The 23,015-nt window shown below is 60.5% G+C and carries 19 protein-coding genes; 13 read left to right on the top strand and 6 right to left on the bottom strand.

The window, feature by feature from the left end:
- Positions 1 to 87 precede the first annotated feature (87 nt).
- The 6 genes from AC1DD7_RS00500 to AC1DD7_RS00475 all read left to right on the top strand — a co-directional run bounded on the left by AC1DD7_RS00500 (position 88) and on the right by AC1DD7_RS00475 (position 5,272).
- Positions 88 to 1,788 (top strand): flavin-containing monooxygenase, encoded by a 1,701-nt coding sequence (locus AC1DD7_RS00500; RefSeq protein WP_477513329.1) that lies wholly within the window; start codon positions 88 to 90, stop codon positions 1,786 to 1,788.
- Positions 1,789 to 1,994: 206 nt separating this feature from the next.
- Positions 1,995 to 2,744: an SDR family NAD(P)-dependent oxidoreductase gene (locus AC1DD7_RS00495; protein WP_477513328.1), complete on the top strand. Its 750-nt coding sequence runs from the start codon at positions 1,995 to 1,997 to the stop codon at positions 2,742 to 2,744.
- A gap of 70 nt (positions 2,745 to 2,814) precedes the next feature.
- Positions 2,815 to 3,354 carry a flavin reductase family protein gene (locus AC1DD7_RS00490; RefSeq protein WP_477513327.1) on the top strand — a complete coding sequence of 180 codons (540 nt, stop codon included), beginning with the start codon at positions 2,815 to 2,817 and terminating at the stop codon, positions 3,352 to 3,354.
- A gap of 53 nt (positions 3,355 to 3,407) precedes the next feature.
- Entirely contained in the window at positions 3,408 to 3,953 is a 546-nt protein-coding gene (locus AC1DD7_RS00485) for an NUDIX domain-containing protein (RefSeq protein ID WP_477513326.1), read from the top strand.
- A 2-nt stretch (positions 3,954 to 3,955) separates the two neighbouring features.
- Positions 3,956 to 4,672 (top strand): NADPH-dependent F420 reductase, encoded by a 717-nt coding sequence (locus AC1DD7_RS00480; protein WP_477513325.1) that lies wholly within the window; start codon positions 3,956 to 3,958, stop codon positions 4,670 to 4,672.
- A 60-nt stretch (positions 4,673 to 4,732) separates the two neighbouring features.
- Entirely contained in the window at positions 4,733 to 5,272 is a 540-nt protein-coding gene (locus tag AC1DD7_RS00475; RefSeq protein ID WP_442005455.1) for a nuclear transport factor 2 family protein, read from the top strand.
- Between the two features lie 113 nt (positions 5,273 to 5,385).
- Here AC1DD7_RS00475 and AC1DD7_RS00470 read toward each other — a convergent pair whose 3' ends face one another.
- The 4 genes from AC1DD7_RS00470 to AC1DD7_RS00455 form a co-directional block, all read right to left on the bottom strand.
- Positions 5,386 to 6,888, bottom strand: a complete 1,503-nt coding sequence (locus AC1DD7_RS00470; protein ID WP_477513324.1) for an NAD-dependent succinate-semialdehyde dehydrogenase — start codon at positions 6,886 to 6,888, stop codon at positions 5,386 to 5,388.
- A 63-nt stretch (positions 6,889 to 6,951) separates the two neighbouring features.
- Positions 6,952 to 8,637: a thiamine pyrophosphate-dependent enzyme gene (locus AC1DD7_RS00465; protein ID WP_477513323.1), complete on the bottom strand. Its 1,686-nt coding sequence runs from the start codon at positions 8,635 to 8,637 to the stop codon at positions 6,952 to 6,954.
- Between the two features lie 62 nt (positions 8,638 to 8,699).
- Complete coding sequence (locus AC1DD7_RS00460) at positions 8,700 to 10,007, bottom strand: 2-oxo acid dehydrogenase subunit E2 (RefSeq protein WP_477513322.1); 1,308 nt, start codon at positions 10,005 to 10,007, stop codon at positions 8,700 to 8,702.
- A 27-nt stretch (positions 10,008 to 10,034) separates the two neighbouring features.
- The gene (locus AC1DD7_RS00455) at positions 10,035 to 12,251 is read right to left on the bottom strand and encodes an alpha-ketoacid dehydrogenase subunit alpha/beta (protein ID WP_477513321.1); all 2,217 of its coding nucleotides are present in this window, start codon (positions 12,249 to 12,251) and stop codon (positions 10,035 to 10,037) included.
- 152 nt (positions 12,252 to 12,403) lie between these two features.
- Between AC1DD7_RS00455 and AC1DD7_RS00450 the strand changes: the two genes are divergently transcribed.
- The 7 genes from AC1DD7_RS00450 to AC1DD7_RS00420 all read left to right on the top strand — a co-directional run bounded on the left by AC1DD7_RS00450 (position 12,404) and on the right by AC1DD7_RS00420 (position 20,345).
- A complete protein-coding gene (locus AC1DD7_RS00450; RefSeq protein WP_431115068.1) occupies positions 12,404 to 13,075 on the top strand; it encodes a GntR family transcriptional regulator in 672 nt (223 codons plus the stop codon).
- A 22-nt stretch (positions 13,076 to 13,097) separates the two neighbouring features.
- On the top strand, positions 13,098 to 13,649 hold the full coding sequence (locus AC1DD7_RS00445) for a VOC family protein (protein WP_477513320.1): 552 nt from the start codon (positions 13,098 to 13,100) through the stop codon (positions 13,647 to 13,649).
- A 215-nt stretch (positions 13,650 to 13,864) separates the two neighbouring features.
- Positions 13,865 to 15,235, top strand: a complete 1,371-nt coding sequence (locus AC1DD7_RS00440; RefSeq protein WP_477513319.1) for an MFS transporter — start codon at positions 13,865 to 13,867, stop codon at positions 15,233 to 15,235.
- Positions 15,236 to 15,475: 240 nt separating this feature from the next.
- On the top strand, positions 15,476 to 16,936 hold the full coding sequence (locus AC1DD7_RS00435; RefSeq protein WP_477513318.1) for an MFS transporter: 1,461 nt from the start codon (positions 15,476 to 15,478) through the stop codon (positions 16,934 to 16,936).
- 197 nt (positions 16,937 to 17,133) lie between these two features.
- A complete protein-coding gene (locus AC1DD7_RS00430; protein ID WP_477513317.1) occupies positions 17,134 to 18,771 on the top strand; it encodes an AMP-binding protein in 1,638 nt (545 codons plus the stop codon).
- Positions 18,768 to 19,550 carry an enoyl-CoA hydratase/isomerase family protein gene (locus AC1DD7_RS00425; RefSeq protein ID WP_477513316.1) on the top strand — a complete coding sequence of 261 codons (783 nt, stop codon included), beginning with the start codon at positions 18,768 to 18,770 and terminating at the stop codon, positions 19,548 to 19,550. The genes AC1DD7_RS00430 and AC1DD7_RS00425 overlap by 4 nt, the downstream gene beginning before the upstream one ends.
- Positions 19,551 to 19,562: 12 nt before the next feature.
- On the top strand, positions 19,563 to 20,345 hold the full coding sequence (locus AC1DD7_RS00420) for an SDR family oxidoreductase (RefSeq protein WP_477513315.1): 783 nt from the start codon (positions 19,563 to 19,565) through the stop codon (positions 20,343 to 20,345).
- A gap of 39 nt (positions 20,346 to 20,384) precedes the next feature.
- Here AC1DD7_RS00420 and AC1DD7_RS00415 read toward each other — a convergent pair whose 3' ends face one another.
- Both AC1DD7_RS00415 and AC1DD7_RS00410 read right to left on the bottom strand, forming a co-directional pair.
- Entirely contained in the window at positions 20,385 to 21,011 is a 627-nt protein-coding gene (locus AC1DD7_RS00415; protein ID WP_477513314.1) for a TetR/AcrR family transcriptional regulator, read from the bottom strand.
- A 159-nt stretch (positions 21,012 to 21,170) separates the two neighbouring features.
- Entirely contained in the window at positions 21,171 to 22,901 is a 1,731-nt protein-coding gene (locus AC1DD7_RS00410; protein ID WP_477513313.1) for a CocE/NonD family hydrolase, read from the bottom strand.
- Between the last annotated feature and the right edge of the window lie 114 nt (positions 22,902 to 23,015).

The raw sequence follows: 23,015 nt of genomic DNA, 5'->3' as shown, positions 1-23,015 counted from the left end.
CCAGCGGCTCTTAGCGTTATTTGTGAACCGTTATTTGTGAACGAGGATCGGCAAAGAAGCCGACGCACTGACATCAAAGGAGATCCGGTGGGCTTTTCAAACGTACGAAATCAGGCAGACGGGACTGAGGAATATTCCGTCGTCGTGATCGGCGCCGGCATGGGGGGCATCTACGCCCTCCACCGTTTTGCAGATCTGGGACATGACGTCCACGGCTTTGAGGGAGCAGACGGCGTCGGGGGCGTCTGGTATCACAATGCCTACCCGGGTGCCCGCGTGGACTTGGAGAGCCACAGCTACTCCTTCATGTTTGATCCCGAACTTTACACGGGATGGGACTGGAGCGAACGATACGCAGCGCAACCCGAAATCCTGCGCTACCTGAACTATGTTGCGGACCGCCTCGATGTGCGCCGAAACCTTTCGCTAAGCACCTGGGTGACGTCGGCTGAGTGGCAGCCGCATGAGAACAAATACTTGATCAAGACCAATACGGGCCGGACAGTTTGGGCCCGCTACCTGGTCATGGCCACCGGACAGCTGTCAAAGCCGCGCAAGCCGGACTTCCCCGGCCTGGATGATTTCCAAGGTGAATGGCATCAAACCGGCCACTGGCCACAAACCCCCGTCGAGTTTGCCGGCAAGCGCGTGGCAGTCATAGGAACGGGCTCTTCAGGCGTGCAGGCTGCGACTGAGATCGCCAAGACCGCCGGGCAACTCTATGTCCTGCAGAGGACCCCGAACTACTCGATCCCTGCACACAACGGGCCAGCGGACAGGAGGAAGAAGGCCCGGCTCAACAAGAAAGTCCTGCAACTGCGTGATGAGTCATACAATTCTCCAGTTGGGTACGTCATGCAGGGCTTTGCGGGCAAGGCTTCAGACTTTTCCGAGGAACAGCAACAGCAGATTCTCGAGTCGAGATGGGCGTTCGGGGGCCAGACTTTGCTCGGAACTTTCTCGGACCAGGGGACGAACATCGACGTTAATAACGTTGTAGCTGAATTCGTCCGCGGCAAGATCCGCGACATGATCGATGATCCGGAGACCGCGGAGAAGCTGATGCCAACCTCCTACCCAATCGGCATACGGCGCCTCTGCATCGACACCGGGTACTACTCGATCTTCAATCAAAGCAACGTCAGTCTGGTTGACTTGAGAAGTGATCCGGTGGAGCGCATCACCAAGACCGGGATCAAGACCCGGAACAATGAGTACGAGGTTGATCTCATCGTTTTTGCCCTCGGCTTCGAGGCCTTTACGGGAGCCCTGGACCAGGCCAACGTCCGCAATGAGCACGGCCAACAGCCCAGCGACCGGTGGAACCATAAGCCGCAGACCCATTTGGGGGTCATGACGCATGGATTCCCCAACCTGTTCATGCTTACCGGCCCGCAGAGCCCCAGTGTGCTTGCAAACTTCTTCGTGGGGAACAACCAACACGTTGATTTTGTAGCGGACATCATGGCGCACGCCGAAAAGAAGGGCGCCGTCCGCATTGAGGCCAGCCTTGAGGCAGAGCGGGAGTGGGGCGAGCACTGCAATGAGATTGCGGAGCCGCTGTTGCGCCGGGCCGTGGACAACTACATGGTCCACGTCAACAAATACGACGGCTCGCGCTATTTCATTCCGTATGCCGGGGGCTTCGACAAATACGTCAAAAAGGTCCAGGAAGTTGTCTCCGATGACTACCGCGGTTTCGTGTTTTCGAAGGCCTTCGCACCTGGTAGTGCAGGACAAACCGGGAATGAAAGCCGGAGCCGCGACGCGGTTCTCTCAGCAAAGTAGATAGACAGCCAACGGGCTCCCCGGAAGCCGGACTGGTCATCCAGTTCAGGCTTCCGGGGAGCCTATTTGTTCCTGCGGGCAGTGTTCGCCGAGGCCATATCTTGGCGCAGTTTCCTTCCTTGTTGGCGCCGATGGCCATGCCGTTGCAGCCCCATCCGCTCATAGCGTTGATGGTGGGCCAACTACCAGGACATGAAGGAACAACCATGGACAACATACTTGAAGGCAAGACAGCAGTAATCACCGGTGCGGGTTCAGGCATGGGTTTGGCAACCGCCCGCCTGTTTCATCAGCATGGCGCAAACATTGTCCTGGCGGACTTCTCCGGGGCCCAGGAGAAGACAGCAGTCGAGCTGGGAGACCGCACGGTGCCGATCCAGGCTGACATCTCAAACTCGGTAGACGCCAAGGCCATGGTCAGCTTGGCCGTCAGCGAATTCGGTGGACTCGACATCCTGTGCAATATCGCAGGAGCAAATGCCCCAATGGTGCAGCACCATGAGGCGCTGGAATCGGACTTCGACAAGATGATCAACGTGAATCTCCGGGGTGCCTTCCTCACGATGAAGTTTGCCATTCCGGCCATGTTGGAGCGCGGCGGGGGATCGATAGTCAATGTGGCTTCAGCCGCAGCCTTGATGGGAACGCCCTTGTATGGCAGCTACGGCGCCGCCAAGACCGGCCTCCTGGGATTGACCCGCACCATCGCGCTTGAATACGCGGCACAGAATATCCGCGCGAATTCCATCTGCCCAGGCCCCATTAGGACGCCAATGATGGAAGAAGCCCTCGCCGAAAACCCTGCCGCAGCCGACTACCTCATCAATATGGTTCCGGCACGTCGGGTCGGAACCGCAGAAGAAGTAGCTAATGCGGTCTTGTTCCTCGGCAGTGAGCAATCTTCGTACATCACCGGCGTCGCGCTGCCGATTGACGGCGGCCAGACCGCTGCATAGCGGTCCCGGCGTATTCGGTCCGGGAGTGGTTCAAGGCGACCACTCCACTCGGGCACCAGAGGAAGAAATCATGAGCCAAAAATTTATGACCCGGCCGAAGGTCAGCGCGTTCGGCAACGACCCCTTGGTGGTGCGAAGCACGTTCGCGCAGTTTCGCTCCGGCGTTGCAGTGCTCGCGATCGAAGCAGGCGACGAGAAGCATGCGCTCGTCGCCTCATCGTTCATGGTTGGAGTGTCGCTGGAACCGTGCCTGGTTGCGGTAGCTGTGCAGAAGTCGTCGGAGACGTGGGAACAGATCAAGGACGCTGCCTCGCTCGGGGTTTCGATCTTTGGCAAGGGGCAAGGGCATCTGACCCGCAAGCTCGCCGGCAAGGACCGCGCTGCACGGTTTGAGCAGGTGGCAATCGACGTCGGTGAGGACGGGGCCGTGTTCATAGAAGACGCTGCATTGTGGCTCGAGTGCTCCATCCATGAGGTTTCAGAAGCCGGCGACCACTGGATGGCGCTGCTTGAGGTGAAGAAGCTCGGAGTCGGGGAAAACGAGCCGCTCATCTGGCACGGTGCAAAGTTCCGCGAGCTTGTTAACTCCCGGTCGATCGACGTCGTGTAGCGGCCTGGGCCGGTTGCTGCACGTGGGAGCTAAATACGCGCTGGGAGGAAAATATGAGCGCCATTGATGCGGTGTCCAATGTCGGGTTTCCGTCACTCGCTGCGCATGACATCCCGGCGGACCGTACCGTGATAGCGGCCGTGGTCCAGTGGCGGGACAAAATTGCCCTGTTCAGAAGAAGCGGAAATCTTGGTCACGACTGCGGTCTTTGGCATTGCATCACCGGTTTTATGGAAGCCGGTGCCACGCCTGAACAACAGACCCTTGAAGAGTTATTTGAAGAAACCGGCCTCCAAGACAAAGATCTCCTGGCCCTCCTGCCGGGACCGGACGTGGTGGTGGCCGACGGTTTGGGGAATCCGTGGCTCATCCACACTTTCACTGCTGTGACGTCCCGCCGGCGGCTGAAGATCAACTGGGAAAACGACGCCTACCGGTGGACCGCTCCGCACAAGGCCAAGCGGTTCGCCAACCGGGTGGCCTGGCTGGACAACGTGCTCGATGCAACCGGTCACGTCCCGGCCATCATTTCGGACCCTGAATCCGGGCCGGTCCCCGGATGCTCCACCTCCAATCCACTACTCTCAAAAGAGGAATAGATATGACCACCCTTGGAATTATTGGCACCGGAAACATCGGTGCTGCCATAGCGCGTCTGGCCGTAAATGCCGGGATCCGTGTAGTGCTGTCCAACTCCCGCGGCCCGGAGACCCTAGGCGGCTTCGTCTCAGAGTTGGGACCCCTGGCTTCCGCCGGCACCGTCGAACAGGCCGCAGCGGCCGGAGACGTTGTGGTGCTGTCCGTGCCGCTCACGGCACACACCGCCGTTCCTGCCTCCCTCCTGGAAGGGAAAGCTGTACTGGACACCACCAACTACTACCCGTTCCGGGATGGAAGGGTGGCTGAGCTCGACGAGGAACGGCTCACTACGAGCGAGCTTGTCCTGCGGCACTTTCAAGGAGCCGGCCTGACAAAGGCATTCAATAACATCCTGGCGCACCACATTCCGCAGCTGGTTCGCCCCGCCGGCGCCTCCGATCGCACCGCCCTTCCGGTGGCGGGCGATGACATCTCTGCCAAAACCAAGGTAATGGGCGTCATCGAGCAACTGGGTTTCGATGCGGTGGACGCTGGCGCGCTGGCTGAGAGCTGGCGTTTCGAGCCGGAAGCCGCTGCCTACACCAGGCTTTACCTGGCTGACCCCGCAACCCCGGACGAAAGCATGCTCGAAGCTCCCGCGGCACCTGTGTCAGCTGAGCGTCTGGGCGAGGCCCTGAAGCGGGCCGAACCAGTGCGGGTCGCCGCACGCACGTTCTAAAAACCCCAACGAGGGTAGTCAAAGAAGCTGCCTGACGTTTGAAGTAGAAAGTCTGGATATATGTCACTCACAGATGCTCAACTAACTGAGTTGTATGACAAGCAAGCCCTCCACGACAATCTGATGTTGTACGCGAGGGGCGCGGACCGGCACGACCGCGAGCTGATGAAATCCACCTACTGGCATGATTCATTCGATGATCACGGCAGCTACGTCGGAAACGGCCATGGGTGGGCCGATGCAGCCATGACCTGGCACGACAAGATCCACAGTTGCAGCCACCATATCTCCAATGTCTTGTCCGAGATCGACGGCAATCGGGCGAAGCGCGAAAGCATGTTCATCTGCGTTGTCCCCTTCAAAGAGCCCGAAGTAACAATGTTCCAGGCAGGCCGCTACCGCGATCTGTGCGAGAAGCGCGATGGCGTGTGGAAGATCCTTCATCGGACCTGCATCTGGGACTGGATCGACGTCCGGCCCATCAACTCGGATTGGGACGTCGTAAATGTCCCTCGTGTCTCACACTGGGGAGCTTGGCACCCGGAGGACCCGATCTACCTGGACTGGGTGGACAGCCCACCGACGGAGTTCTCGCGGTAGTCACTGCATCTGCGGCGACTGCCTTCCCTGGACCAACGTTGTCTGGCCCAACACTAAAGCGCCTGCCGCCTCCCTCTACAGGGGCCGGCAGGCGCTTCTGTGTGTTCCGGCGTTTAGCGGGCGTAGGGGTCGGCGATGCCGATGTATTGGGTGGTGGTGTATTCGTTGATGCCTTCGGAGCCGCCTTCGCGGCCGAGGCCTGATTGCTTGACCCCGCCAAAGGGTGCTGCGGCGTTGGAGATGACGCCGGCGTTGAAGCCGACCATGCCGAACTCGATCTGCTCCGCAACCCGGAGGAGCCGGTTGAAATCCTTGCTGTAGAGGTAGGACGCGAGCCCGTACTCGGAGGCATTGGCCAGGCGGATGGCGTCCTCTTCGCTGGTAAAGGTGGTGACGGGGGCGACGGGGCCGAAGATTTCCTGGCCCAGGATCGCTGCGTCGTTCGGGACGTTGGCCAGGACGGTGGGCTGGTAGAAGTACCCGGGTCCGTCCACGGGCGCACCGCCCGTAACTGCAACGGCTCCGGCGTCGACGGCGGCACTCACCAAAGCGTGCACATCCTCCCGGGCGGAGGCGTCGATCAGCGGACCAACCTGCGTGTTGGTTTCCGTTCCGCGGCCGGTCACCAAAGCGCCCATGGCAGCGGCGAACTTGGCCGTGAACTCCGCAGCGACCGAGGAATGGACGAGCAACCGGTTCGCGGCGGTGCAGGCTTCGCCCATGTTCCGCATCTTCGCGGCCATCGCCCCTTCCACGGCGGCATCGAGGTCTGCGTCTTCGAACACAATGAACGGGGCGTTCCCACCGAGCTCCATGGAGGTCCGCAGGACGTTCTGTGCGGCGTCGGCCATGAGCCGCTTCCCGACCGGGGTGGATCCGGTGAAGGAGACCTTCCGCAACCGTGAATCCTTCAGCAGCGGCCCGGAGACGCCCGACGCGCTGGAGGAGGCGACGACGTTCAGGACTCCGGCGGGCAGGCCGGCGTCGAGCATGGTCTTCGCGAAGTACTGGGCGGTCAGCGGTGTGAGCTTGGCGGGTTTGAGGACCATGGTGCAGCCGGCGGCGACGGCGGGGGCGACTTTGCGGGTGGCCATGGCCAGGGGGAAGTTCCAGGGGGTGATCAGCAGGCAGGGTCCGACGGGTTTGTGTTGGACCAGGATCTTGTTTTTGCCTTCGGGGGTGGTGAGGTACCGGCCGTAGTCGCGGACGGTTTCTTCGGAGAACCAGCGCAGGAACTCCGCCCCGTAGGTGACTTCGCCGCGTGCTTCGGGCAGGGGTTTGCCCATTTCCAGGGTCATCAGCAGGGCGAAGTCCTCGGCCCGTTCGGTGACGAGGTCAAAGGCGCGGCGGAGGATCTCGGCCCGGGTTCGGGGTGCGGTGCGCGCCCAGGAGGACTGGGCGGCGTCGGCCGCGTCCAACGCGGCAACAGCGTCCTCGCTGGTCGCGGAAGCGAGGGTGGCCAGCACCTCCCCAGTGGCGGGATCGTGCACATCGAACGTGCTGCCGTCGGACGCATCCCGCCACTGCCCACCGATCAACAAACCGGTAGGCACGGACGCGAGGAGCGCGGCTTCGCGTTCAGATGAAACGGCAGGGGAAAGCGCAGAAACTGTCATGAAGGGAAGTCCTTAAAAGTTGAGGGTTGGAGCGGCTCAAGTGAGCCGATGGCGGATGGGTGGTTAGTAGGCTTTGACTCTCTGCTCAACCACCAGATGGATGAGCGCAAACACGCGGTCCTCGTCTATGGCTTTCAGAGCAGCCTTGATGGCTGCAGGAATGTCAGCATCAAGTTCCACCTTGATCCCGAAGCCGCCGAAGGCCTGCGCCATGAGCGCGAATTCCGGGTTCTTCAACTGGGTCCCTGACACCCGCTCCGGGTAGTGACGTTCCTGGTGGGTGCGGATGGTGCCGTACTCCTGGTTGTCCATGACGATGACCAAGGGAGTGGCGCCGTATTGGGCGGCTGTCGCGAGTTCCTGGCCATTCATCAGGAATTCGCCGTCACCGGCAATGGTCACCACACGCCGGCCTGGGTATTCCAGGGATGCGGCGATGGCGGAGGGGACCGAGTAGCCCATGGAACCGTTCCGGGCACTGATCATCGAGGCATACCGCTGGGTGGGGAAGTAGCGATGGGCCCAGTTGGTGTGCTCCCCGGCACCGAGGGTCACCATGGCGTCAGCAGGTAGCGTGGGGACGAGGTTGGCCATCAGTGTATCCATCCGTGCGGGGCCAGCCGACGGCGTCGCCGGGGGCAGGCTGGCGAAGGCTTCCTGCTCCCCGCGCATTTTCGACGTCCAGTTCACCCATTCATCCTTGACGGGAAGATCTATCTTTGCCAGGTCACGGATAAAGACGTCCGGTTTGGCCAGGATTTGGTAGGAGACCGGACCCGAGCGGCCACGGAGCGAGGGGTCGATGGTGACAAGGAAGTTCTTTTTTGCCCAGTCCTGGCGGCAGAGGAATCCGTTGGTAATAACATCCCCGGGAACCGTGCCCACAAAGATCAGCAGGTCGGTTTCTTCCAGCAGATCATAGGTGGGGCGGGGCCTGCCGTAGCCGATGGGGCCTACGTAGGACGCCGAATCGAAAGGGATGGTGCCTTCGGTGCGCCATTCAGCTGCGGCCGGGATGTGGTGCTTTTCCAGCCAGCGCGTGAGCTGGTCCGCGCCTTCCTGGGTCCAGTCGTTCCCACCTGTCACAAACAGTGGCTTGCTGGATGCGGCCAAGGCATCGGCCAGCGCGGCGGCGTCCACGGTGGTCATTCCGCCGGTGGCGACAGGGATGGCTGGATGGAGTTCCGCGGGGATCTGCTGGCGGATAACGTCTTCCGGCAGGCCAACAACGACGGGACCGGGGCGCCCGCTCATCGCCGCGAACAAGGCTTCGGCAACGATTTCGGAAGCGCGTGCCGCGTGGTCCAGGACCATCACGCGCTTCGCGCCGGTATCGAACCAGGCCTTAATATCGAATTCCTGGAAGGCCTCGCGATCCCTGTGGGCGAAGGGGATCAGCCCCACGAACAGAACCATGGGCGTTGAGTCCTGCCATGCTGTATGCAGTCCAACATGGGCATTGGCGGCGCCGGGTCCACGGGTAACCATCGCGATCCCCGGCAGCTGGTTCATTTTCCCATCAGCCTCGGCCATGTATGTGGCACCACCCTCATGGCGGCAAACGATGGTTTCGATGGGGGAGCCGTGGAGCCCGTCAAGAACGTCAAGAAAGCTCTCGCCCGGCACCACATGCGCCCGCTTGATGCCATGGGCGGCCAGCGTATCAACGATGATATGGCCAGCGGATTTGAGGGATGGCTGCAGCACGGCCTCTTGCAATTCGTCGTGCTCGGCTGTTACTTGAGTCATGGATAGGACCTTTTCGCTGGATGCCGCGTCTTTGTGCAACACGGTTCAGTTGGTGGATGGGACTACAGGAGAATGCTGAGGGGGTTCTCTATGCGCGCCTTGAATGCTGCCAGCAACTGGGCTGCCACCGCGCCGTCGATAACACGGTGGTCTGCGGAGAGGGTGCAGCTCATGACCGTGGCAACTGCCAACTGGCCGGAGCGCACCACGGCGCGCTGTTCCGCCGCACCGACGGCCAGGATCCCTGCCTGGGGCGGGTTCAGGATGGCCGAGAACTCCCGTGTTCCGTACATGCCCAGGTTCGTGAGGCTGAAGGACCCACCGTCGAGTTCTTGCTGCCGGATCCGGCCGGCGGCGGCACGTTCTTTGTAGTCACCCGTCAGCCTGCCCACAGAGCTGAGGGAGAGGTTTTCCAGGCCGCGGACCACCGGTGTCAGCAGGCCGTCCGTGGTCGCGATGGCCACGGAGACATCGACAGTGGAATAGCGGCGGATGGCGTCGCCTTGCCAGGAAGCATTTGCAGCGGGCACGTCCACGAGGGCGCCTCCCAGGGCTTTCAGAACGAGGTCGTTGACGGTCGTTTTCTGTCCCTGGGCGGGCATGTCCTGATTGATCTGTTTGCGTAAGGCCAGGAGCGCGTCCATTTCGACGTCAATGGAGACATAGAAATGGGGAACGCTGGTCTTCGACTCGGTGAGCCGCCTGGCAATGGCCTTGCGCATGCCGGAGAGTGGTACGTCCTGGAAGTTTTGCGCTCCCGTCTGCGATGAAGCCATCGGGGGAGCGGGAGCGGGTTCTTGCACCCTGGGGACGGGCTGTGGCCCCACTGCTTGATGCCTTCCGGCAGCTTCAACGTCGCCGCGCAGAATCCTGCCGTTGGGTCCGGAACCCTCCAATGCTGAGAGGTCTATCCCCATTTCTTTTGCGAGCTTTCGGGCCAGGGGTGACCCGAAGATGCGCGAGCCCGGTCCTTGATTCTTGCTGGACGCTTCAGGGCTGGAGTCCGGAGCCCCACGCCGCGGATCCCGGGTTGTTGGGGCTTCAGTGTCCTCCGGAACTAGATGCTCTGCAATGCTGTGCGAGGCGCCGCCAGCGGAGGCGATCTGCTTGTCGATGGACGCCTCATCTTCCCCGGCATCCACGAGCACGGCAATGGGCTCACCGACACCTACGGAAGTTCCCGGCTGTATTAACAGCCTTCCTATGGTGCCCGGAAACTCAGCCTGTAGCTCAACAGTGGCCTTTTCAGTCTCAATTTCGGCGATGGGCTGTCCGGCGGCGATCGTGTCGCCTATTTTCACGAGCCAGTCCTGGAGGGCTGCTTCGGTGGCGTCTGCGACGACGGCCGGCATGGTGATGATGGTTGCCATGGTGAATATCCTTTGATGGGAGCCGGTTCAGGAACGGCCGAGGTTGCGGGCTATTTCGTCAAAGCCGGCAAGGACGTCGTCGATATCGGCATTGGCGGCAGCCTCAAGGACTTTCGATATGCTCGGCGCCGCTTCCCTGCCCGTAACTCTTTGAACGGGCTGGTCGAGGTAGTCGAAGAATCTGCGTTGGATCTCGTCGGACAGCCAGCCGCCATATGAGGTGCCCCGGGCGCCTTGCTCGACGATCAGGACGTTGTTGGTTTTCTGGATTGAGGCGCCGATCGTGTCCCAGTCCAGGGAGGCTCGGTCAAGCCACCGGAGATCAATGATTTCGGGATCGAGATCCATTCGCTGCCCGGCAGCCCGGAGGGAAACGTCCACCATGTTCAGGTAGCTCAGTACGGTGACACCTTCGCCTGCGCGACGCACGGCAGCCTTGCCAACGGGCAACTGGTAGTCGAGATTTCCAGCGGGTATGTCTCCCTTGGTCCCGTAGAGGTCGACGTGCTCAAGCACAAGCACCGGGTCCTGGAGTTCCAGCGCAGTATTCATCAGGCCGATGTAGTCGTGCGGAGTTGACGGCGCTACGATTCGCCAGCCCGGGTTGTTGGCGAAGATACCCGCCGGGTCCATGGAATGCTGGGAGCCATAACCTGCTCCCATTGCAACCTTGGAGCGCAGAACCACGGGCATCGCGGACTGGCCGCCGAACATGTGCCGTGCCTTGCCGATCTGGTTAAAAATCTGGTCAGCGGCGACCCACAGGAAGTCCGAGTACATGAACTCAACAACTGGTTTGTAGCGCCCTGTCATGGACAGTCCGCCTGCCAGGCCTGCGAAGGCGTTCTCACTGATAGGCGTCCCAAGGACCCGGTCGGGATAGGCGTCCTTCAGCCCGCGGGTTGCCCCGTTGGTGCCGCCCTTGAGCCGGTGAACGTCCTCGCCCAGGACCAACACACCCGGGTCAACGTCCATCCGGCGCCCCAGTACATCTGCAATTGCATCTACGAAGCGGCGCTCCTCGGTGCCGGTTTCGGTGCCTTCTCCGGAGGTTGATCCTGTCAGCGCAGGTTCGCTCCTGATGTCCGTGTCCACCCCTGTGGGATCGGGCCAAAGCGTCGGGCGGATGCGGCGGGCGCCTTTGGTGCTTTCCGGGTCCTTCTCCGTAATTCCGTCCACAATCCGGGTGATGTGCTCTGTGATGTGCGAGGTGAGATCGCTCAGTTGTTCATCGGTGAGGAGTCCGCGCCGGGTCATCTCGACGGCCAGCTTGGCCAGCGGGTCGCGATCGCGCCACTGCTTCTCCTCCTCTTTCGTCCGGTAGCCGAAGGCGCTACCGGGGAACGGGCCGTTCTGATGGAAATAGCGGTAGGTTTCCGCCTCGATGAGGGTTGCTCCCTTGCCCGCGCGCATGTGATCCACGGCTGCCTTCTGGGCAAGGTAGACGGCGAGGGGATCCATCCCGTCCACGCGCCAGGATCTGATTCCGAAGCCAGGGCCACGGGCCGCCAGCCGAGGTTCACCGGTCACGTCGGCAACATGGGTCGAAACGGCATACAGGTTGTTCTCGATGTAGAAGCACAGTGGCAGGCGCCAGGCAGCGGCAAGATTCAGCGTCTCCAAAGTCGAGCCTATGTTTGAGGCGCCATCACCGAAATAGGTCACGGTGACCCCCATGCCGCCTGCCGGCCCGTCGCCGTCGTGGATTTCTGCGTCATGGCGCTGTGCCCAGGCATTGCCTGCGGCAAGCGGCACTCCGCCACCCACAATGGCGTTCGTACCCAGCGCTCCGGCCTCAAGCCACTGCAGGTGCATTGAGCCGCCCCGACCACCGCTGAAACCGGCTTTGAGACCCAAAATCTCGGACATCGTTCGTCGGATGAACTCCGTGACTTGGTCGTTCTTTATCCCGTCAATAATCGACATACCGTTCGGGGACAGGTAGGCCAGACCCTTTGCCAGGAATTGGTGATGGCCGCGGTGGGTGCCGTTGACGCCGTCGGCGCCCCTCAGCGCCAGAATGGATCCCACGGCGGCACCCTCCTGACCGATGCTGGAGTGGGCGGGGCCGTGTACGAGGCCCTCACCTGCCAGCTGCAGGACAATTTCCTCGAAAATTCGAATGGTGTGCATCTGCACCAGCATGGATTCGAGCAGCTCCGGAGCTGCTTCATCCCAGTCTTTACGGGTTGTCCGCAGCTCTGTGCACTCTGTCGAGTAGGTCAAAGGCGTGGTGGTTGACATCTATGGCTCCCAAGTGGCGAACGTGAAATGGCTTTGAGGCGTTCGTCCAACCATAGAGGGTCGAATGGATCCAATGCAATGCATAGAACCATGTTTTGCACGCCAAACATCATCGAATGGATCCATTGCCGCTGAGTCCGTATGCTGTAGCTATGGCCATCGAAGCTGTTCTGTTGAAGAAGTCGGGTGCTGCAAGTCAGCGCATCGCAAACGAATTGAGTCAGAGGATTCTCGACGGCGATCTCGCACCTGGCACGAGGATCCGCCAGGAGCAGATTGCGGAAGAGTTTGGCGTGAGCAGGCTGCCGATTCGGGAAGCGTTGCGCATTCTTGAATCGCATGGTCTCGTCACGCTGGTCGCCTCCTCGGGTGCCTGGGTCAGCTCAATGAACCTCGCTGAGTGCCAGGAGACGTATCTGATTCGCGAACGCATTGAGCCGCTTGCGTTGGGGCAGGCCATTGACAGCGTCAGTGCCGAAACCATGGATCGGCTCAGCGAGCTGGCGGAGCAGATGGAAAATTGCACGGTGGTGGAGGACTTCGTTGAACTCGACCGGGAGTTCCACCTGTTGAGTTTTCAGGATGCGGGCATGCCAACGTTATTGGAGATGGTCGAGAGGCTCTGGAACACGACACAGCATTATCGGCGCGCGTACGTACAGCTGATCGGTCCCGAGGGGCTCGGAGACACGAATTTGGAGCATCGGCTCCTCGTTGCAGCAATCCGCCGGCGTGACATCCGCTCTGCAGAGGAACTGCTGGCGATGCACGTCCGCAAAACCCGCATTGCGCTGCTTGATCACCCAGAGATATTTGATCGCTAGAGACATAAGGCTGGAGAAGTAGATGAACCTGGACGCCGAACAGCAAAACGCCCCCATCGGACGAAGCGGGCTGCCGGGCATCCGTGGGACAGACCACGTTGGATTCACGGTGCCCGACATGGAACAGGCACACGAATTCCTCGTTAAAGTCATTGGATGTCAGCATGTTTACTCCTTGGGGCCCTACCCGCAGGATCCCGTGTTGATGCGGACCAAGCTCAACGTCCATCCGGAGGCAACGCTGGTGGAAATACGCTTCTACCGCTGCTTCAATGGATCCAATTTTGAAGTCTTCAACTATTCCTCGCCGGATCAACGCTTGGACCAGCCCCGCAACAGCGACATCGGAGGTCATCACCTCGCCTTCTACGTAGAGGACCTCGATGTAGCTGTCGACTACCTCAAGGGTCACGGCATCCAGGTGCTTGGGAATCCGACCTTGAGCTCAGGCGCGAGCAAGGGCCAGCGTTGGGTCTACTTCCTGGCGCCGTGGGGGATGCAATTCGAGCTCGTGTCCTTTCCGCAGGGAAAAGCCTACGAGTCGCAAACCCCGCTGCGGCTTTGGATGCCTTGACCAGGGTTGCCCTGCGGTCGAGACTGCTCCAAGACAAGCACTGAAGTATCGCCATACGAGAGTTTAAAACTTAGCGCGAAAGTTTTCCTTGACGCCGCATGTTGGGCCGAAGTAGCGTCGGCATACCGACCTGATCGATGAAGAGAATCTCCAGGCCGGACCTCACTTGCAACCCGGCTACGCTTTTGCGCCGGCGAAAACACCCAGGAGAACTTATGCGGACGACGAAGTCCCAGGCCCTGCTGACAAATCAATCGATCGGGGAGAAGGACGCATCTATCGTCCTACCCGCAGAAACCAGAAAGTTCGGACCAGAAGAGAAGAAGCTGTTGCGCCGTACTGTCGCCGGTAGCGTCGTTGGCAACATCATCGAGCAATATGATTTCGTCCTGTACGGATCGGTGGCCGCGCTGGTCTTCGGAAAACTGTTCTTCCCGAGCTTCGACCCGACTGCAGCATTACTTGCATCGTTTACCACCTACGCCGTCGGCTTCATTGCCCGACCGCTTGGCAGTTTGGTAGCGGGACATGTTGGCGACCTGCATGGCCGGAAACGGGTCTTGGTGGCCATGCTGCTTATCGCAGGCCTTTCGACCACTGCCATCGGGCTACTTCCGACCTACGCAGCAATCGGCTTTTGGGCGTCTATTTTCCTCGTGATGCTGCGATTCGTGCAGGGCTTCTCCTTCGGAGGCGAGTACGGTGGCGCCATTCTGATGGTGAGTGAGACGGCGCCGCCGGAAAGGCGCGGTTTTTATACAGGGTTAATTCCGGCATCCTCCGCGATCGGCGGACTGCTGTCCACCGGTGTGCTCTTCGCTTTGAGTTTCATGCCTGCTGAGACCTTCGAAGCGTGGGGATGGCGGGTCCCGTTCCTGCTGTCGATCATCCTCGTGGTGACGGGCCTGATTATTCGGCTGCGCCTGAAAGAGACCCCGGTGTTCAAAGCCGCAGAGGCTCAAGGTAAGACCACCCGCAAACCCATCCTGGAAGTCATGAGGTCCAACCCCAAGGAGCTTCTCCTCGCAGCTGGGATCAGTTTTGGATTCGGCACGCTCGCATACATCCTCGTGACCTGGTTGCTCAGCTATATCACCATCGGCCTCAAGCTTGACGCGGGGGTAAGCCTTATCGCTTTGACCATCGCTTTCGTCTTCTACGGCCTCAGCGACTGGGTCAGCTCAGCAATCTCCGACAAGGTGGGTCGTCGACCCGTCATACTCGCAGGGGGCATTGCCTTCGCTCTCTGGGCATTTCCCATGTTTGCCCTGGTTGACACCAAGAACCCTGTATTGATCACGGTGGCAATGACAGGTGGCACTATCTTGGCCGGTATGATCTACGGCCCGCTGGCCTCGTTGATCAGTGAGCTCTTCGCTACCAAATTCAGGTACAGCGGTGCTTCGATGGGTTACCAGTTCGGACAGACGCTGGGCGGCGGGTTCTCGCCACTCATCGCAACGGCCCTGTACGCAGCAACGCTGGCTTCCTGGTCCGTCGCACTCTATCTGGTGGTGGCCGGGGTCATCACAGCAGTGTGTGTGTTCTTCCTGACGGAAACTAAGGGACGAGACCTCACACACTGACCGTCAGCCAACTGTCGCCGACTCTGCCCACCCGGACGCTGCCGCGGACAGGGCAGAGCTCGGACCAGAAGTTGGTTGGCGCATATTCGGGGGTTGTTGACGCGGACGGCTATGGCTTGGCCATGGGCCGGGCACTAGCCTTAAACAAGAACGGATTTGTGCGAAAAATTATCGCACTGCCATTAGTTCGCAGAATTCTTCCGTGCGAGCCGCACACGGAGATAAAGGAAATGAGTTTTCATGACGACAGAGACTTCTGAGGGCGTCGGGTTTCGGTCTCGGCGAGGACCTATCCTCATCGCCTTGATGCTCGCAACGGGGCTGGTGGCGATTGATTCGACGATTGTTGCGACGGCGGTTCCTTCAATTGTGGGTGACGTCGGCGGTTTCACGTCTTTTCCTTGGCTCTTTTCGGCTTACCTGTTGGCGCAGGCTATCTCGGTGCCGGTCTACGCGAAGCTCTCAGACATGGTTGGGCGTAAGCCGATTATCCTTTGCGGTATCGGACTCTTCCTGCTCGGATCGATCCTCTGCGGAGTAGCGTGGAGCATGCCCGCCCTCATAGCATTCCGGGTTCTTCAGGGTCTGGGCGCCGGAGCAGTCCTGCCGATGGCCATGACCATCGTGGGTGATATCTACACTGTGGCCGAACGGTCTAAAGTGCAGGGCTACCTTGCCAGCGTTTGGGCCCTTTCCTCGGTGGTTGGCCCAACCTCCGGAGGCGTGTTCGCGTCGCTGGGCATCTGGCGTGGGATCTTCTTCGTGAACATTCCACTTTGTCTCTTGGCGGGTTGGATGCTGATTCGCTCGTTCCACGAGAATATTGAGCGGGCCAAGCACCGTGTGGACTTCTTGGGGGCGGGCCTGCTGTCACTTTCCCTGAGCCTGCTCATTCTTGGGGCACTCGGCGGTGGCCAGTCATGGGCCTGGAACTCTCCCATAAGTATCGCGATATTTGCGGCCGGCTCTGTCCTGTTCGCTGCGTTTGTGCTCGCCGAAAGGAGGGCAACGGAGCCGATACTGCCTGCGTGGGTAGTGTCCCGTCGGCTGCTGGCGACGACGGCGATGACCTCTTTTGGCGTCGGTGCGGTCATGTTCGGCCTCACCTCCTACGTTCCCACGTACCTTCAAGGAGCCACCTCGACCTCCCCAATCATCGCGGGGCTCGCTTTGGCTGCCCTGACCATCGGTTGGCCGATCAGTGCATCCCAGGCGGGTCGTTTCTATCTCCGCATCGGGTTCCGGAGGACCGCCCTGATTGGCGTCACGATCACGGTCGTGAGTACAGCTGTTCTTGCTCTGACTGCACCCGCGCCCAACATTTTTGTGGTGGCTGCGGGCTGCTTCGTCGTCGGGCTTGGCTTGGGGCTGGTGGCGACCCCGAGCCTCATTGCCGCCCAAACCAGTGTCGAATGGAATGAGCGAGGCGTAGTTACCGGTACCAATCTTTTTGCACGTTCGATCGGCAGCTCTGTCGGCGTCGCCGTTTTCGGGGCAGTCGCTAACGCGATATACGCCCGTGTGCCCGGCGGAGATTCGGATCCCCAGACAATCGTGACGGCATCTACCGGTGTATTCATCGCCGTGCTGGTCAGTGCCGTACTCACTGTGGTCGCCGTTATTGCCATGCCCTCGGTTAGCGGCGAAAGCAATACACTCGGGGCATCGACCGAGGCCAGTGCGGCATCGTCACCTGGCTAGAGACGAGCGGCTGTATAGACCCGGACAAATTCTTGCGCTTACCACCCGACCCCCTCGTCAGAGGGGGGTCTTTGCTTTAACGTGTGCTCCTGGGAACACCAGCGGCAAAAACATGCAGTCCGTCCGGACACTCGACAAAACACTATGATTCGATCTACGATACGAACGTACCAACAAACGTACTCAACAGATCAAGGGTGATCACATTGGACGTAGACCTCTTCACCGACTTCAGCCGTCCCTATTTGGATGAAAGTGCGTGTGCTGCTTGGCTCCTCTGCGACCGCCACGACCCGGCGGCAACGGCCTACACCGTCGTCGAAGACAGTGGAGTGGCACGAGCCGTCAGTTACGGGGAACTCCGTAACGAATCGATCAGGCTTGCCAACGGCTTTCGCGACCTCGGGGTGCAGTCCGGCACCCGCGTCGCCACTCTTCTCCACAAGGGCCCCGAACTTGTGACCACAATGCTTGCGGTATGGCGACTGGGCGCGGTGTACGTGCCGTTGTTTACCGCCTTTGCAGGCAAAGCGGTCGAATTTCGGATCCATACGGCACAGGTAGGCCTGGTTATTACGGACACAGCCCAACGCGGGAAGCTTCCGGACCTCACGGGGAGCCCCATCAAGGTCGTCGTTGTCGATGGAGCCGGCGAGCCCGAAGATGTTGACTACCAAACGTTGCTGGCTACCGCTTCCACCAAAGACTTGGAGGCTTTTGTTCAGGGTCCCGATGGCCCGCTCGTCCACATGTTCACATCCGGTACAACGGGTTCCCCCAAAGGTGTCATTCACCCGCTGCGACAGGCCGCAGGATGGCACAGCTACCTTAAATACGGGCTCGGAGTCGCCAGCGACGACGTGTATTGGTGCGCAGCGGACCCTGGATGGGCCTACGGCCTATATGCCGGAATCGTTGCCCCGCTCGCGAATGGGACGGGGGCGATCCTGCAGGCCGGAGCCTTTGAGCCCACTGCTGCATGGAAAATCATCGAGAACCTGGGAGTCACAAACCTGACGGCGGCCCCCACCGTATACCGGGCGCTACGCACTCATTTCCCGATCCTCCCATCGCGCACCCGTCTGAAGCGCCTGTCAAGTGCGGGTGAACCGCTGACGCCAGAGGTCAACGTCTGGGCAGGGGAGCAATTGGGCTTGGAGGTGCACGACCACTTCGGCCAGACAGAGGTTGGTATGGTCTTCGGCAACGTCCACCACCCCGCGATCGCCCGTGCGGTCGTCCCGGGATCCATGGGCTACCCGCTTCCCGGATGGGCAGCGACAGTGCTTGGTGAAGACGATGCCACGGAACTCGCGCCGGGCGTGATGGGCCGGGTGGCAATCGATGTCGCGAGTAGTCCAGCGATGACATTCCGAAGCTACCAGGACCCTTCGCAGACAGCATCGCGATTCACCCGCGATGGGCGCTTCTATCTCCTGGGCGACCTCGGCCATCGGGACGCTGATGGAGCATTCCATTTCGCATCCCGCGATGACGACGTCATCATCATGGCTGGCTACCGGATCGGCCCGTTTGAGATCGAATCCATGCTCAGCGAACACCCGGCCGTAGCCGAAAGCGCTGCGATCGCTGCTCCCGACGCGGACAGGGGAGAGGTCCTGGAAGCCTACGTCGTACTCAGTGATGGGTGGGAGCCGTCTGACGCCCTTCGGCAGGACCTTCAAGGATTTGTGAAAAGCCATTATGCCGCTCATGCATACCCCCGATCCATCCACTTCGTTCAAGAGCTTCCGAAGACGCCCAGCGGCAAAATCCAACGCTATGTCCTGAGGCAGCAGCGCCGTTCCGAGGTGGAGAAAGCAGGACAGCTGTGACGTCCCAACATCTCCAAGTCGCACAACGGGGAGTTGTCCGGTGGCTGTTCCTGAACCGCCCAGCTCAGCGCAACGCCATCAACGGCGCCTTAGCCGACGCCTTGGCCGCTCAAGTCATCGACATCGCCCATGACCCACAGACGGCCGTCGTCGTGCTGGCCGGAAACGGTAAGAGTTTCAGTGCCGGCGGGGATTTCCGGCATTTCCTGGCACTTGAGGAAGAAAGCAAAGCCGGCGTGGTGGAATTCCTGGAGCGACTTTCGGACGTCGTCACGACTATAGAGCGAAGCTCCAAGCCCTGGGTTGCAGCTCTCCATGGACACGCAATCGCCGGGGGTCTTGAGCTCGCTTTAGCATGCGACGTCGTCATTGCTGCTGAAGGAACACTGGTCGGGGACGGGCACCTGAACAATAAGCTGACGCCCGGGGCTGGGTCCAGCGTTCGTCTGGAGCGCGCTATTGGAAAGAGTCCCGCACGGTGGATGCACCTCAGTGGCCAGCCCATGACTGCGGAAGCATTGCGTCCAACTGGTTGGCTGCATGACGTGGTGCCTTATCAGCGACTACACGAGAGGGCCGCCGACGTTGCCGCCCAGCTCGCCGCCAGGGACTCGCCGGCACAGCAGAATCTCAAGAACCTGCTTTCGTCGATTACCGAACTCGACGATTCAGACGCCCTTAATCGGGAACTCGAAGCATTCCAGGCCAATTGGCGTGACAACAACGTTCCAGATGCGCTCCGCCAGTTCTTAGCGGCACGCAGGCTCAACCAGAAGTAGGAGACAGGCGCCTTGAACACCCAAAAGATCCCGGTGACCGATCGATATAAAGGCAGGACTGTGGCGATAACAGGGGCTGCGCAGGGCCTTGGATTGGCGATGGCCAGCCGCTTTGCAGCGGAGGGTGCCTCCTTGGCGCTGGCGGACGTCAACGACGTCTTGCTCAGCGAGGCCGTGAACCAAATCCAAGTCCATGGCGACGCCAGCGTCACCAAGACAGTGGTTGACGTGACGGACTCGTCAACTGTGAATGGATGGATCTCGGAAGTGGAACAAACACAGGGAGCAGTCGATGTGCTGGTCAACAACGCCGGGATCATCCGGGACAACCGCATCGAGAGAATCAGCGACGCGGACTGGGACGCCGTCGTAGACGTCAGCCTGAAAGGTGCCTTTTACTGCTCCCGTGCCGTATTCCCGGGGATGCGGAAACGCCGCTACGGCCGGATCATCTCGTTTTCGTCGATGTCCTGGAGGGGTAACTTCGGACAGTCCAACTATGTGGCGGCCAAAGCTGGTGTGGTGGGGCTGACCAGAACCCTTGCCCTGGAAGGGGCGCGAGACGGTATAACTGCCAACGCTATCGCTCCCGGACTCATCCAGACGCCCATGCTTGCATCAATGAACGACGCAGCACGGAACCTGCTCATCAGTAAGGTCCCGATGAAGCACACGGGTGACCCCTCGGACATCGCCGAAGCTGCAGCCTTTCTTGGCTCCGAGGGAGCGTCATTCATCACAGGTGTAGTTCTCGACGTTGACGGAGGCATTTCCATCGGGTCCTCAATACGCTGAACAGGCGGGGAAGGTGCTCTGGCACCTTTCCCGCCTCGCTCACTTGGGCTTGACTGTGAGCCCGTGGATGACGAGCTCGCCGATTTCCGTGAAGGCCTCGCCTGCAGTCAGCCCAGTCGCCTCCAGAAGTTCGCCGGACTGCACGCCGTCAATCAGCAAAGAAATGGCTTGGCCAGCCAGGGCCGCATCTGCCGCCCGGAACGCTCCCGAGGCCACACCATCTTCGATCATGCCTTGAACTTTTCGGGCAGCAGCACGCGAATTCAACCGGTAGATCGCCGCTGTCGGTTCGTAGGAAATCATGTCGATGTAAAAGGCGCGCGAATTACGACTCATGGCAGAACCGACTCCCGCGAGATAGCGAATTATCCGCTCCGCGGGATCCTCGACATCAGCAATTCCGGCCTCTATGGCTTTGGTAGACCGTTCAAAAAAGTGCCTTGTAACTTTTTGGATGATCTGCTCTCGACTGCTGGCCACGGAGTAGAGCGTAGTTTTGGAGCATCGAAGCCGGCTGCAGAGCTCCTCGATCGTCAAGCCGCTAAAACCCTCTGACAAGAAGAGAGCTTCAAGCTCCACTAACAATTCCTGGCGTCTGGACCCGTCGTCGCTCTTGCGGGATCGTCGGGTACGGCCAGTGGCCGAGGTGGCACCTTGAGGCATCATGGGACGAGCCCTCCTTGTCCGAACTTACGAGTACGAACGTATCATGTCCCGTACATTTCAGTTCTTCTTTGGCCTCGGGGCGTGACGCTGTGCCCTCCCGACGTCCAGCGGCCGCCGTCGAACGTTGAATGTTCGACGGCGGCCGGGCTCGGGCGGTTCCTAGCGCTTGATGACGGGCAAGACGAGCCGACTCGGGTGTTGGGGTCCGTGCATGACCCGGTTGGTGGCTACGACCGCCTGGTCGATAGACTCCTGGGCGATAAAGCCTCCGGTGTTCGTATTCCGGTCGTAGCGGGGGAAGTTGCTGCTGGAAATATCGAGCCGGATGCGGTGACCGGGCAGGAAGACGTTGGAGGTCACCGCCATCGGTACGGTCACCTCGTACACCTCACCGGGGGTCAGGGGCGCGGGGTTCGACAGGTCGTTCCGGTAGCGCAGACGCAGGATGCCGTCGCAGAGGTTGATTGCGCGTCCGTTGGGAAAGACGTCAACGAGTTTGGCGGTGATATCCGTGTCCACGGCGCTTGAAGAGACGAACACCTTGAGCTCCACGTGCCCGGTCACTTCAATGGGCTCCTCGAGGACGGGTCCGGTGTAGCAAAGGACGTCGGATCGGCCATCCACAACCTTCTGGTCAACTGGTCCTACCAATCCCGGCACACTCGGAAGAAGGGCGCCACCGGCGGTGGGCAGTGGATCACGTGGATCGTACTGGAATTCGTCGTGGCCCGCCATCGAGGATGCGGCGGGCTGGAGGGTGCCATCGCCGTGGCGGGTGTTGGCCGACCCGCCACTATGCAGGTGGTAATTCGTGTAGGACGTGTCGGGGAGCGGCCAATCCTGCTCATCCCGCCATTGGTCGATGCCCATGACGAAGATCCGCACCCTGGGCGCGGGGGACTCGGGTGCGAGACCACGGAGTGTCTGGTTGAAGAAGGCGATATGCGACTCGGTGACGTCGCCAGCGCCAAGGATCCCGAAGTGCCTGTCTGCGAACTGCCCGGTGGTGCTGACGTGTTCCCATGGTCCGATTATCAGGCGGGAGTCCTCGCGCGCTGTCTCGGATGCGCCCTGTGTGCGGACCCTAACGAAGTCGGAGACTGTTCCGTTGATCTTGAGGTCGTACCAGCCGCCGGTGGCCAAGACAGGAACCTCCACCGAACTGACCAGGGGCGACCAGTCCTGGGCGGCCCAGTAGCCGTCGAAGTCGGGGTGGGCTAACCAATCGTCGAACCAGCGCCCCTTCCCAATCACCGGCAGATCAGCAACGGGCGTGGCATCGTTGAGCGAAAGCGGGTTCAGCAGTGAGCCGCCGAGCTTCATCAGGGCGGCGGGGTCAGTCGTCTTGCCACTCGCCAGGTCCCGTTGTTCTTCGCTGGCATACATCATGGCATTCCACAAGGTGTCAAGGCTCAAGGATAGGGCGCCACCCCTTGAGTACCAGAGCTCTGAGTACCAATCCGTTGCTGCCATGGTGGGGGCAATGGCTTTCAGGCCCGGCGTTTCCTTGATGGCCAGGGCCCACTGGGTCATTCCCGAGTAGGATGCCCCATACATACCGATGGTGCCGTCTGACCATCCCTGCCGGGTGATCCACGCTGCTGTGTCCTGACCATCAGCGATTTCGTTGATCTTAGGCTCGAACCCACCCTCAGAACCATAGGTTCCGCGCGCGTCTTGAAGGACGACTGCATATCCTGCGTTCACGAGTGCCATCAGGCTGGGAACACTCGTTCCCGGCCCGCCGTAAATGAATGGCATCCGTTTGCTGTACGGAAGCCGCAGGAGCAGCGTCGGCGCCGTTCCCTCGAGTGGGCGCCAGATGTCAGCAACGAGGGTCACTCCGTCCCGCATCGATATCGCAACGTTCGGCTCATAGATGTGCTTCATGAGTCTCTCCTTTGAGAACTCGAACTATCAGCGCTGGCGTACGCCTCCGCTGTGTCCTGTCGTGGTCAACGTGAATGTTTTGCAGTGTGCCTGGAATGAGGCATGGCGTCAGCG

This window comes from Paenarthrobacter sp. 10L412 (assembly GCF_056395565.1).
Note: the sequence above shows the minus strand (reverse complement) of the source record. Positions and strands in the feature narration are given on the sequence as shown.